Raw genomic sequence first — 11,566 nt, 5'->3', positions numbered from 1 at the left:
GGCGAAGGAGCGGAGCCTGAGCACCGCTCCTTCGAGAACCGATTCCCTAAGCCTGGATCACGCCTTCTTGTCGTCCTTGACCTCGGTGAACTCGGCGTCGACCACGTCGTCGCCGGCCGCGGCCTGCGCGCCGCCCGGCGCAGCGCCCGGCTGCTCGCCGGCGGCCGCCGCCGCGTACAGCGACTGCCCGGCTTCTTCCAGCACCTTGGTCTTGGCCTCGATCTGGCCCTTGTCGTCGCCCTTCATCGCCGTTTCCAGGTCCGCCAGGGCCGACTCGACCTTGCCGATCACGTCGCCGCCGACCTTGCTGCCGTGCTCGGTGATCGCGCTGCGGGTGGCGTGGATCAGGCCGTCGGCCTGGTTGCGCGCCTGCACCAGCTCATGGAACTTCTTGTCTTCCTCGCGGTTGGCTTCCGCGTCGGCGACCATCCGCTGGATCTCGTCGTCCGACAGGCCGGAGCCGGCCTTGATCTCGACCTTCTGTTCCTTGTTGGTCTTCTTGTCCTTGGCCGACACGTGCAGGATGCCGTTGGCGTCGATGTCGAAGGACACCTCCACCTGCGGCAGGCCGCGCGGCGCCGGCTCGATGCCGGACAGGTCGAACTTGGCCAGCGACTTGTTGTAGCGGGCCTGCTCGCGCTCGCCCTGCAGCACGTGCACCGTCACCGCGGACTGGTTGTCCTCGGCAGTGGAGAAGGTCTGCGAGGCCTTGGTCGGGATCGTGGTGTTCTTCTCGATGATCTTGGTGAACACGCCGCCCAGGGTCTCGATGCCCAGGCTCAGCGGGGTCACGTCGAGCAGCAGCACGTCCTTGACGTCGCCGGCCAGCACGCCGCCCTGGATCGCCGCGCCCAGCGCCACGGCTTCGTCCGGGTTGACGTCCTTGCGCGGATCCTTGCCGAAGAACTCGGCCACCGCCTGCTGCACCTTCGGCATGCGGGTCTGGCCGCCGACCAGGATCACCTCGGTCACGTCGCTGGCGCGCAGGCCGGCGTCGTTGAGCGCGGTGCGGCACGGCTCGATGGTGCGCTTGACCAGGTCCTCGACCAGCGCCTCGAGCTTGGCCCGGGTCAGCTTGATGTTGAGGTGCTTCGGGCCCGACGCGTCGGCGGTGACGTACGGCAGGTTGACTTCGGTCTGCTGCGAGGACGACAGCTCGATCTTGGCGCGCTCGGCCGCATCCTTCAGGCGCTGCAGCGCCAGCGGATCCTTGCGCAGGTCGATGCCCTGGTCCTTGTTGAATTCCTCGACCAGGTAGTCGATGACGCGCTTGTCGAAGTCTTCGCCGCCCAGGAAGGTGTCGCCGTTGGTGGCCAGCACTTCGAACTGCTTCTCGCCGTCGACGTTGGCGATCTCGATGATCGACACGTCGAAGGTGCCGCCGCCCAGGTCGTACACCGCGATCTTGCGATCGCCGCCCTGGCCCTTGTCCAGGCCGTAGGCCAGCGCCGCGGCGGTCGGCTCGTTGATGATGCGCTTGACGTCCAGGCCGGCGATGCGGCCGGCGTCCTTGGTCGCCTGGCGCTGGCTGTCGTTGAAGTACGCCGGCACGGTGATGACCGCCTCGGTGACGGTCTCGCCCAGGAACGCCTCGGCGGTCTTCTTCATCTTCTCCAGCACTTGGGCGGAGATTTCCTGCGAGGCCAGCTTGCGGCCGTCGGCAGTGGCCACCCAGGCGTCGCCGTTATCGTGCTGGACGATGCCGTACGGCACCAGGCCGATGTCCTTCTGCACTTCGGCGTCGGTGAACTTGCGGCCGATCAGGCGCTTCACCGCGTAGAAGGTGTTCTTCGGATTGGTGACCGCCTGGCGCTTGGCCGAGGCGCCCACCAGCACTTCGCCGTCCTTGGTGTAGGCGACGATCGAGGGCGTGGTACGGTCGCCCTCGGAATTTTCGATGACGCGGGCCTTGCCGCCGTCCATGATCGCCACGCACGAGTTGGTCGTGCCCAGGTCGATGCCGATGATCTTGCCCATTGGATGACTCCTGAAAATTTCTGGTGTCCGGCCGCTGCCGGGGTCTGGTTCGGATATAGGGATGGCCGCAGGTCATTCAAGCCATCACCGCAAATTAGCGTTCTGCCGCGGCCGCGCCCGATTCAGGCGCGCACCGCCGGCGCCACGCGTCAATCGTGCTTGGCGACCACCACGAGCGCCGGCCGCAGCAGGCGCTCGTTGAGCAGGTAGCCCTTCTGGAACACCTGGATCACATGGCCGGGGGCGACGCCGTCGGCCTCGGCCTGGCTGATCGCCTGGTGGTGCTCCGGGTTGAACGGCTGCCCGGTCGGGTCGAGCAGGGTCAGGCCGTTGTCGGCGGCGACCTTGAGCAGCTGCTTGTAGGTCAGCTCCAGGCCGTCGCGCAGCGGGCTGGGTTCGCTGCCGGCGGCGCTCAGGCCGGCGTCCAGGCTGTCGAACACCGGCAGCAGGTCGCCGAGCAGGCGCTCGTTGGCGAACTTGCGCGCCTGCTCGACGTCGCGGGCGATGCGCTTGCGCTGGTTTTCCAGGTCGGCGCGCTCGCGCAGCACGTCGGCCTTGAGCAGCGCCAGCTCGGTGCGCAGCGTCTCGATCTGCGCCTGCAGCGGATCGGTCGCCGGCTGCTGCGCCTCGGACAGGTGTTCAGAATCGAATTCGGGGTGGTCTTGGTTCATTTCCGGTTCCCTGGCGGGAGATGCACCCGCCCTACCGGACCACCTATGTGGGCGTGCGGGGCGGATTCAAGATGCTGTGTTGCATTTGGGGGAATGGGGAGACGGGAATCGGGAATGGGAAAAGCAGGCGGCAACCGCGGGGGGCGGCCGCCGGCTGGCCGCATTGCCCTGCGCGCTAGCGCTCTGTTGGCGGGGTTGGGTCCAGGGCCGCGCCCAGGACTTCGGCGGCGGTCTGCACCAGCGGGATCACCCGGTCGTAGTCCATGCGCTTGGGGCCGATCACCCCCAGCACGCCCAGCACCTGGCCGCCGGCCATGTACGGCGCGGTGACCAGCGACACGCTCTCCAGCGGCACCACCCCGGTTTCCTCGCCGATGAAGATGCGCACCCCCGGCGCACGGATGGTGCGCTCCAGCAGCTGCAGGATCTCGCGCTTGCTGGCGAAGATCTCGAACAGCTCGCGCAGCCGCTCCAGGTCCGACAGGTCCTGCACCCCCATCAGCTTGGTCTGCCCGGCCAGCACCATGTCGTCGCCGGCCGGGGCCAGCGCCTGCTCGGCCAGCTCCACGCTGTGCGCCAGCAGCAGCTCCATCTCGTCGCGCGCGTGGCGCAGGTCGCGCACCAGGCTGGCGCGGATGTCGGCCAGCGCACGCCCGGCGAAATGCGCGTTCAGGTAATTGGCCACCCGTTCCAGCTCGGCCGGTTCGTAGGCCTTGCGCGGTTCGATGACCCGGTTCTGCACCTCGTTGTCGGCGAACACCAGGATCGCCAGCACCCGGCGCGCGTCCAGCGGCACGAAGTCGATGTGCCGGAACGCGAACTGCTCGCGCTTGGGCGCGCTGACCACGCCGACGAAGTGGGTCATCGCCGACAGCAGCTCCGAGGCGCTGCCGAGCAGCGCCTGCGTGCCGGCGGCATTGCTCATCTCCGCGCGCAGCCGCGCCACCTCGCCCTCGCCCGGCGGGCGCATCTGCACCAGGCTGTCGACGAACACCCGGTAGCCGGTGGCGGTGGGAATGCGCCCGGCCGAGGTGTGCGGCGAGCTGAGCAGGCCGGCGTCCTCCAGGTCGGCGAGGATGTTGCGGATCGTCGCCGGACTCACGTCCAGCCCGGCGTGGCGGGCCAGGGTCTGCGAGCCGACCGGTTCGCCGTCGCGGATATAGCGCGAGATCAGCGTGCGCAACAGCTGCCGGGCGCGTGGGTCGAGCGAGGAGTGGACCGGGGAGGCGCGCATGCAATCAATCCGTGAGACTGGACACTAGATAATGGCTGCATGCCGGCTTGGCAAGTCATTGGCCCACCTACCCCCGCGTGCTAGCGTTGCGCGCCCCTGGATCCCGACCCCCATGCTCAGACATCTCTCGATCAAGGATTTCGCCGTCGTCCGCGGCACCGAACTGGAATTCGGCGCTGGCATGACCGTCGTGTCCGGCGAAACCGGCGCCGGCAAGTCGCTGATGGTGGACGCGCTCGGCTTCCTGTCCGGGCTGCGCGCCGACAGCGGCGTGGTCCGCCATGGCGCCGACCGCGCCGAACTGTCGGCCGAATTCGCCGTGCCCGAGGCCGCCCCGGCGCGCGCCTGGCTGCGCGAGAACGAGCTCGACGACGACGACCAATGCCAGCTGCGCCGGGTGATCCGCGCCGACGGCGGCTCGCGCGCCTGGATCAACGGCCGCCCGGTGACCCTGTCGCAGCTGGCCGAACTGGCCGGGTACCTGGTCGAGATCCACGGCCAGCACGAACACCAGGCGCTGCTGTCGCGCGGCAGCCAGCTCGGCCTGCTCGACGCCTACGCCCGCAACGAGGCCGAACGCGCCGCGGTGCGCGCCGCTGCCGCGCGCTGGCAGGCGCTGCTGGCCGAGCGCGAGACGCTGCTGGCGCAGGGCGACGTGTCCGACCGCATCGGCTTCCTCGAGCACCAGCTGGCCGAGCTGCAGCGCGAGGACCTGGAGCCGGCGGCGATCGCTGCGCTGGACGCCAACCATCGCCGCCAGGCCCACGCCGCGGCGCTGATCGGCGCCTGCGAGGGCGCCGCACAGCGGCTCAACGGCGACGAAGCGCCGGCGGTGCTGGAACTGCTGCAGCAGACCCGCCACGAACTCGGCAAGGTCGGCGAATACGAGCCGCGCCTGGCCGAGGTCGAAGCGCTGATCGACAGCGCCACGATCCAGCTGGAAGAGGCGCTGGCGCTGGTCGACCGGGTGCGCGACGACCTCGATGCCGATCCGGCGCAGTTCGAGGACATGGAACGCAAGCTGGGCCGGCTGCACGACCTGGCGCGCAAGCACCGGGTCACCCCGGACACGCTGGGCGAGCACCGCGACGCGCTGCTGGCCGAGGTCGAGGGCCTGCGCGGGGCCGGCGAACGGCTGGACGTGCTGGATGCGGAGATCGCCCGCGCCACCCAGGCCTGGCGCGACGCCGCCGCCGCGCTCAGCGGCACCCGCCAGCGCGGCGCGCAGGCGCTGTCGCGCGACACCACCGCGCTGATCGGCGAACTGGGCATGGGCGGCGGGCGCTTCGAGATCCAGCTCGAGCCGCACGAGGCCGAGCGCCCCGACCCGGCCGGCGCCGAGCGCGTCGAATTCCTGGTCGCGGCCAACGCCGGCCAGCCGCCGCGGGCGCTGCGCAAGGTCGCCTCCGGCGGCGAGCTGTCGCGCATCTCGCTGGCGATCGAGGTCGCCGCGCTGGGCCTGGACGCGGTGCCGACGATGGTGTTCGACGAGGTGGACTCGGGCATCGGCGGCGCAGTCGCCGACATCGTCGGCAAGAAGCTGCGCGCGCTCGGCGAGCAGCGCCAGGTGCTGTGCGTGACCCACCTGCCGCAGGTCGCGGCGCAGGGCCACGCCCACTACCGGGTCAGCAAGGCCCCGGTCGAGGGCATGACCCAGAGCTCGGTCGAACTGCTGGCGCCGCGCCAGCGCGAGGAAGAGCTGGCGCGGATGCTGGGCGGGGTCGAGGTCAGCAAGGAAGCCCGCGCGGCGGCCAAGCGGCTGCTGCAGAGCGCCGGCTGAGAGCGGCTGTTCCTGGATTCGGCCACGCTGACGCCACTGTTGAAGCGCCTGCAGTACCGTTCCACCGGAATGGCGGCCTGGATTTCGGCTCGGTAGCGTGGGGTGTCCACGCGCGCATGCACCGGGGAGTCCCGAGCCATCAGCTGATAGGAAGCTTGCAGGCTTCGGATGGGGTCGGGTCGGGGCTGAAGCCCCTCCTACAGTGCACCCAGCCGGTTCGTCGCCAGTCCTCCCTGTAGGAGCGGTTTCAACCGCGACGAACGGAGCCATTAGCTGTTCCGGACTCGGAAGCAGTCGGGGCTGAAGCGCCTCCCACAGTGCACCCAGCCGGTTCGCCGCCAGTCCCCCTGTAGGAGCGGTTTCAACCGCGACGAACGAAGCCATCCAGCCAACCGATTTCGGCGGCAATCAGGCCCGATGCCAAAGCCACCGGGAGTCGCTCCCTAGTGCACCCGGCCGGCCAGCCGCACGCCCCGGTGGGAGCGACTTCAGTCGCGACGAACGGAGTCGGGATCCGTGACGGTTGGGCAATCCACAGAGACCGACGCCCCTCAAACCACCCTCTTCACAGGGCACTCGGTTGTCTACTGAGACGCCACAGGAACGATTCCACGTGGTTAGCGATCAACCGGACCAAGACGAACGCACTAGGCACGCTGGCCTGTCCGGCATACAGCCGGCACACGGGTGGTGCGATGGCCGCGACCCCAGAACCAAGTTCTCGCAACAGGCGCGCCGCACCCAGGCCTGCGCGAGGCACCAGTAACGATAGCGCCAGCGCCGATCCAATCCTGCCGCACGCAGCGCCAACGGCGGCGGTTCTAGGTCGAGCGCGAACGCGCCCGCACGGGCGGCGGTTCAGCCCTTCTTGCCGGCCGGGCGCTTGCTGCGCACGTACAGCACCAACGAGTGCTCTTCCAGTTCGTAGCCGTGATCGGCGGCGATCTTGCGCTGCAGTTCCTCGATCTCGGCGCTTTCGAACTCGATGACGTTGCCGGTATCCACGTCCACCATGTGGTCGTGGTGGCCGCCGCGGTCCAGTTCGTACACCGCCTGGCCGCCTTCGAAATTGTGCTTGAGCACCAGGCCGGCCGCCTCGAACTGGGTCAGGACGCGGTACACGGTGGCCAGGCCGATCTCGTCGCCGTGATCGAGCAACTGGCGGTAGATCTCTTCCGCGGTCATGTGGTGGCGCGCCGATTTCTGCTCGAGCAGCTCCAGGATGCGCATCCGGGGATGCGTGACCTTCAGGCCGACTTTGCGCAGATCGTGGGATTCCATGGCGTCTCCGTTCATAGCTGGTTTAGCGCCAGCTGCCTCGGGATGGGTCGCGGCGGTCGTCGGGAGTGTATCATCGACCCGATTTCCCTCAGTACTGTCCCCGATGCGCAATCTCTTGCTGGTCGCCGCTGTTGCCCTGTCCACCGCTGGCTGCGGGATCATCTACAAGCAGCCTATCTACCAAGGCAACCTGATCAAGCAGGGGGCCGTCGATCAGCTCAAGGTCGGCCAAAGCAAGCAGCAGGTCAACGCGCTGCTCGGCACCCCGTCGATCCCGGATCCGTTCCATGCCCAACGCTGGGACTACACCTCGACCGAGCGCCTTGATCGCCTCGGCCGGACCGAGATCAAGAATTTCGTCGTCTACTTCGACAACGACACGGTGACCCGCTGGGAAGGCGACTATTTCCCGGACAACGATTCGGAGCTGGCCAAGAACAGCGTGCGCCAGTTCGGCCGCAACCTGGCCAAGGACAAGAAGAAGCAGCGCCGCAGCGAGTAAGCAGCGCCGGCAACGCGCCTGGCGGCGCTAGCGCGGTTTCGCGCGCCGCCGCCGGGCGTCCTTCGGATCGGCCAGCAATGGCCTGAGCACTTCGACCCGGTCGCCATCGTGCAGGAGCTGGGTCGGCGCGGCGACGCTGCCATGGATCGCGCAGGGCATGCCCGGCGTCGCCTCGGCCAAGGCCGCTGCGCTCAACGCATCGGCGACGGTGGAACCTTCGGGCAATTGCAGCGTGCGCGCGACGAAGCGCTCCGGCCAGGCCAGCACCACCTCGACCCGCAGCCCGCTCATGCGTCTTCGCGGTCGGCCACGCGCACGAAGTCGTTGACCATGCGGTCGGCCAGGCTCTGGAAGCCCAGCGCCAGCGCCGGCCCGAGCAACCGCGAGGCCGGCTCGAAGTCCAGCGTCAGGCTGACCTTGCTGGCATGCTCGTTGAAGCCCTGGAACTCCCACTGCCCCTGCAGGCGCTTGAACGGGCCGTCGCGCAGCAGCATATCGATGCGGTCGGGGCGCTGCAGCCGGTTTTCGGTAGTGAACCAGGTGCGGAACGAGCCCACGCCCAGGTCCAGCCGCGCCACCAGGTACTGGTCGCTGTGCTCGAGCACATGCGCCGCATCGCACCAGGCGAAGCGGCGCGGATAGGCGGCGACATCATTGACCAGGTCGAACATGCGCGTTGCGGGGTGTTCGACCAGGGCGCTGCGGCGGATGATAGGCATTCGGTGCGGGGAAAGTGGACCAAGACGTTCGGGAGGCCCCGAATCGGAGACAATAGCAAGATGAGCAAGAAACCCGCCAAGGATAAAGCAAACGGCGCGACGGCCAACAAGACCATCGCGTTGAACAAGCGTGCGCGCCACGAATACCACCTGGAGGACCGCTACGAAGCCGGCCTGGCCCTGCAGGGCTGGGAGGTCAAGTCGATCCGCGCCGGCCGCGCCAACATCGGCGAGAGCTACGCGTTCGTGCGCCAGGGCGAGCTGTTCCTGTTCGGCGCGCAGTTCACCCCGCTGATCCAGGCCTCCACCCACGTGGTCGCCGACGACCGCCGCACCCGCAAGCTGCTGCTGCACCGGAGCGAGATCGACAAGCTGATCGGCCGCGTCGAGCGCGACGGCTACACCCTGGTGCCCACCGCGATGTACTGGAGCAAGAACAAGATCAAGCTCGAGATCGCGCTGGCCAAGGGCAAGCAGGACCACGACAAGCGCGATGCCGCCAAGGACCGCGACTGGGCCCGCGACAAGCAGCGGATCATGCGGCTGCACAATAAAAATGCGTGAAAACTGGGAATGGGGAGTGGGGAATCGGGAATGGTGACAAGCAGGTTCCTGACACTCCGCATCACCCGCGAAGGGTGAGCAAGCTGCCTGCCCCATCGCCACGGAACAGCGCACGGCCGCAATGCCGCTTTTCCTATTCCCGTTTCTCCATTCCCGATTCCCGGCACCCCATCACGTCCCGCCAAGCATCCGCATCAGGCTCGGCAACCCGCGGCCCTGCATGTAGGGATCGCGCTGCAGGTCCAGACACTGGTCCAGCAGCAGTTGCTTGACCCGGTCCGGGAAGCCGATGAACTCGCGGCGCACCGACAGGAAGGCGGCGATCAGCCCGGACACGTGCGCGGCCGCCATGCTGGTGCCGCTCATCTCCACCATCCAGGTGCTGGGGTCATCGGCGTCGTAGCGATGGTGGGCCGAGACGATCTTCTCGCCCGGCGCCACCAGGTCCGGCTTGTGCCGGCCATCGGCGGTCGGGCCGCGCGAGGAGAAATACGACACGCCATAGCTGTGCGGGCTGCTCTTGTGCACCGAGCCCACCGCCAGCGCCTCCTCCAGGTTGGCCGGGTCGCCGATGCTCAGGTCCAGGTTCATCGGGTAGGCCTGCCCATCGTCCTGCATCAGCCAGGCCAGGCCGTCGTTGCCGGCCGCGATCACCACCACCACGCCCTGCCGCCATAGCCGACGCAGTTCGTTGCACAGCGGGGTGAAGCCGCAGCCGTAGCTTTCCGCATCGAAGTAGCCGCCCAGGCTCAGGTTGACCCCGTGGATGACCAGCTCGCCGGCGCGCTCATTGATCTCGGCGACCTGCTGCACGCCCTTGATGATCCACGAGTCGCGGCCGTTGCCGTCGTCGTCCAGCACCTTCAGCCCGTACAGCCGCGCCTGCGGCGCCATGCCGGCGAAGCGCAGTGGCGTGGCCGGCGCCGCCCCGGGCAGCGGCGCCTCGCACTGCCCGGCGATGATCCCGGCCACGTGGGTGCCATGGCCGTTGCCGTCCAGCACGGCGAAACCGGCGCCATCGCCGTGGCGCAGTTCGCGGGCGCGGCCGCGCTGCGTGCAGTCCCATTGCGCCAGCACCGTTTCCGGCAGACCGGGCTGCTGGAAATGCGGATGCGCCGCGGCGATGCCGCTGTCCAGCACCGCCCAGCCGATGCCGGTGCCGAGCGCGCGGTACGCCACCTGCGCCGCATCGGCCTGCACGGTGCTGCGCGACTGGTAGATCAGGGCGCGCTTGCCGGCGTCGCGCCACAGCCGTTTCAGGCTCAACGTGCGATAGCGCTCGCGCAGGCTTTCGATCTCGAACCGGGTCAGGCGCGCCGACACGTAGCGCTGCAGCGTGTCTTCCAGCTCGATCGCCGCGTCCAGCGCCTCGCCGTGCAATCCGGTGGACGCCTGGGTCAGCTCGCGCAGCGCCGCGACCAGGTCGCGCTTCAACTGCGCCGGCTCGCGCGCGTCCGGAAGGCGGTCCAGCTCGATCAGCACCTCGTGGCGATAGTCCGGCGCGTGCGCCTCCAGTTGGTCGGACAGATCCTTGATCAGCACCGGATGCGCGATCGGCTGATCGAAGCCCACGCCCACCGCGCGCCGCACCTCGGCGCGGACCTCGGGGATGGACAGATAGCCGGAGCCGGAATGCGGATTGCGCTGCCAATCCGGGTTGATGCGCGATCCGGCGATGTTGTGGAAGCGCCCCTGCGCATCGGCGATGTCGTCGCTCAGATCGTCGTCCAGCGCCACCGGATCGCGCCGCTCGGCGACGTTGACCCAACGCTTCACGCAGGCCGGAAACGGCAACTTCGGCGTGCCGGTCCACTGCTTGAACATGCTGCGTACCACCGGCAGGCCCAGCGGCGACCCCAGGGTCAGCAGCAGCGACACTTCGCAGCCCTCGGCCTCGAACTCGCGCAGCACGTCGTAGGCGATCAGCGAACCCTGGCTGTGCGCGACCACCACGAACGGACCGCCGCCGGCGCGCATGCGCTGCAGCAGGCTTTCGCGCATCTGCGCGCGCCGCGCCGGCACGAAGAAGAAATCGTGCACGTCCTGCAGCAGCGCGGCGGAGATCAGTTTCAGCAGCATCCGGTTCAGCACGTCGATCGGGCCCTGCGCATGCAGGCCGGCCGCCTCCGGCGCGGCGGCCTGCACCTCGTCCAGCAACTGCCGCAGGCACGCGCGCTCGGCGTCGCTGCCGGCCAGCGTATCGGCCAGTTGGCGCAGATCGGCCAGCTGCGGCACCACGCCCAGCGCGCCGAGCACCCGCTGCTCGGCCTGGTTCAGCGCCGGGCCGCGGTCCTGGTCCTGGCAACTGCCCGGTTCCGGCGACGGATAGCGCTCGCGGCTGACCCAGTACGCCATGCGCGTGCGCTCGCCCATCTCGCGGCCGAACAGGGCACGATCCCACTGGCAGCGCAGCACCTCGGCCGGCGGCTTGTTGCCGATGCCATGGATGTAGATGACCGTGCGCGCCTGGCCCTGTGCCAGCGAGCCTTCGCCGGTGGCCTTGGGCCTGGTGTTGCGCGCAGGGGCCTGAACGCTGGCGGCGGTGGCGGCATCTGTGCCGCGATGAGACGACGGCGCGCGCTTGGCGGCGGCGTCCGGCTTGGCTGCCCCGGATCTACCCGTCTTGGGCTTGACTGTCTTGGGCTTGGCCGCCTTGGGCGCGCCTGTCCTGGATCTGTCGCCAGCCACTGCCTTCGCCGCGCTGCGCCGCGCCGGCCCGCTCGACCGAGCGGCCGTCTTTCCCGCGCTCTTCGCCTCGACCCGCTGCGCGGCGGCCTTCTTGGGCTTGGCCTTCTTCGCCGCAACGCCCTGCCGTGCAGGCCCTGCCCGGCCGGCCGG

Annotated in this window: 9 protein-coding genes and 1 pseudogene; 3 read left to right on the top strand and 7 right to left on the bottom strand. The window is 69.0% G+C overall.

What is annotated here, in order from left to right; translation table 11 throughout:
- Window positions 1-57: 57 nt before the first annotated feature.
- From dnaK to hrcA, 3 genes are all read right to left on the bottom strand, one after another.
- Complete coding sequence (gene dnaK / locus JR064_RS03620) at window positions 58-1,977, bottom strand: molecular chaperone DnaK (RefSeq protein WP_206228837.1); 1,920 nt, start codon at window positions 1,975-1,977, stop codon at window positions 58-60.
- Window positions 1,978-2,126: 149 nt separating this feature from the next.
- Window positions 2,127-2,648, bottom strand: a complete 522-nt coding sequence (grpE, locus tag JR064_RS03615) for a nucleotide exchange factor GrpE (RefSeq protein ID WP_179565163.1) — start codon at window positions 2,646-2,648, stop codon at window positions 2,127-2,129.
- Window positions 2,649-2,823: 175 nt separating this feature from the next.
- Window positions 2,824-3,882 carry a heat-inducible transcriptional repressor HrcA gene (gene hrcA, locus JR064_RS03610; protein ID WP_179565165.1) on the bottom strand — a complete coding sequence of 353 codons (1,059 nt, stop codon included), beginning with the start codon at window positions 3,880-3,882 and terminating at the stop codon, window positions 2,824-2,826.
- A 112-nt stretch (window positions 3,883-3,994) separates the two neighbouring features.
- Here hrcA and recN point away from each other — a divergent pair, with 112 nt between their 5' ends.
- Window positions 3,995-5,662, top strand: coding sequence for a DNA repair protein RecN (gene recN / locus JR064_RS03605; protein ID WP_191824050.1), 1,668 nt, complete (start codon window positions 3,995-3,997; stop codon window positions 5,660-5,662).
- An 858-nt stretch (window positions 5,663-6,520) separates the two neighbouring features.
- Here recN and fur read toward each other — a convergent pair.
- On the bottom strand, window positions 6,521-6,943 hold the full coding sequence (fur, locus tag JR064_RS03600; RefSeq protein ID WP_179565169.1) for a ferric iron uptake transcriptional regulator: 423 nt from the start codon (window positions 6,941-6,943) through the stop codon (window positions 6,521-6,523).
- Between the two features lie 103 nt (window positions 6,944-7,046).
- Here fur and JR064_RS03595 point away from each other — a divergent pair, with 103 nt between their 5' ends.
- Window positions 7,047-7,445: an outer membrane protein assembly factor BamE gene (locus JR064_RS03595; RefSeq protein WP_179565171.1), complete on the top strand. Its 399-nt coding sequence runs from the start codon at window positions 7,047-7,049 to the stop codon at window positions 7,443-7,445.
- A 27-nt stretch (window positions 7,446-7,472) separates the two neighbouring features.
- Here the strand turns inward: JR064_RS03595 and JR064_RS03590 are convergent, their stop codons facing one another.
- Both JR064_RS03590 and JR064_RS03585 read right to left on the bottom strand, forming a co-directional pair.
- Window positions 7,473-7,736, bottom strand: a complete 264-nt coding sequence (locus JR064_RS03590; RefSeq protein ID WP_179565173.1) for an RnfH family protein — start codon at window positions 7,734-7,736, stop codon at window positions 7,473-7,475.
- The gene (locus JR064_RS03585) at window positions 7,733-8,164 is read right to left on the bottom strand and encodes a type II toxin-antitoxin system RatA family toxin (protein ID WP_191824049.1); all 432 of its coding nucleotides are present in this window, start codon (window positions 8,162-8,164) and stop codon (window positions 7,733-7,735) included. The genes JR064_RS03590 and JR064_RS03585 overlap by 4 nt, the downstream gene beginning before the upstream one ends.
- Before the next feature lie 60 nt (window positions 8,165-8,224).
- On the opposite strand from JR064_RS03585, the gene smpB reads away from it, so the two are divergent.
- On the top strand, window positions 8,225-8,728 hold the full coding sequence (smpB, locus tag JR064_RS03580; protein ID WP_206228836.1) for an SsrA-binding protein SmpB: 504 nt from the start codon (window positions 8,225-8,227) through the stop codon (window positions 8,726-8,728).
- Window positions 8,729-8,899: 171 nt separating this feature from the next.
- On the opposite strand, the pseudogene JR064_RS03575 reads toward smpB, so the two are convergent.
- A pseudogene (locus tag JR064_RS03575) lies at window positions 8,900-11,280 on the bottom strand (S8 family peptidase).
- Window positions 11,281-11,566 lie beyond the last annotated feature (286 nt).

It is taken from the genome of Xanthomonas bonasiae (assembly GCF_017163705.1).
Classification (GTDB): Bacteria; Pseudomonadota; Gammaproteobacteria; order Xanthomonadales; family Xanthomonadaceae; genus Xanthomonas_A; species Xanthomonas_A bonasiae.
Note: the sequence above shows the minus strand (reverse complement) of the source record. Positions and strands in the feature narration are given on the sequence as shown.

What these genes read in the sequence shown, in the direction of transcription:
- hrcA (WP_179565165.1), bottom strand. Translation starts at nt 3,882, where the DNA reads ATGCGCGCCTCCCCGGTCCACTCCTCGCTCGACCCACGCGCCCGGCAG.
- fur (WP_179565169.1), bottom strand. Translation starts at nt 6,943, where the DNA reads ATGGAATCCCACGATCTGCGCAAAGTCGGCCTGAAGGTCACGCATCCC.
- recN (WP_191824050.1), top strand. Translation starts at nt 3,995, where the DNA reads ATGCTCAGACATCTCTCGATCAAGGATTTCGCCGTCGTCCGCGGCACC.
- grpE (WP_179565163.1), bottom strand. Translation starts at nt 2,648, where the DNA reads ATGAACCAAGACCACCCCGAATTCGATTCTGAACACCTGTCCGAGGCG.
- JR064_RS03585 (WP_191824049.1), bottom strand. Translation starts at nt 8,164, where the DNA reads ATGCCTATCATCCGCCGCAGCGCCCTGGTCGAACACCCCGCAACGCGC.
- JR064_RS03595 (WP_179565171.1), top strand. Translation starts at nt 7,047, where the DNA reads ATGCGCAATCTCTTGCTGGTCGCCGCTGTTGCCCTGTCCACCGCTGGC.
- smpB (WP_206228836.1), top strand. Translation starts at nt 8,225, where the DNA reads ATGAGCAAGAAACCCGCCAAGGATAAAGCAAACGGCGCGACGGCCAAC.
- JR064_RS03590 (WP_179565173.1), bottom strand. Translation starts at nt 7,736, where the DNA reads ATGAGCGGGCTGCGGGTCGAGGTGGTGCTGGCCTGGCCGGAGCGCTTC.
- dnaK (WP_206228837.1), bottom strand. Translation starts at nt 1,977, where the DNA reads ATGGGCAAGATCATCGGCATCGACCTGGGCACGACCAACTCGTGCGTG.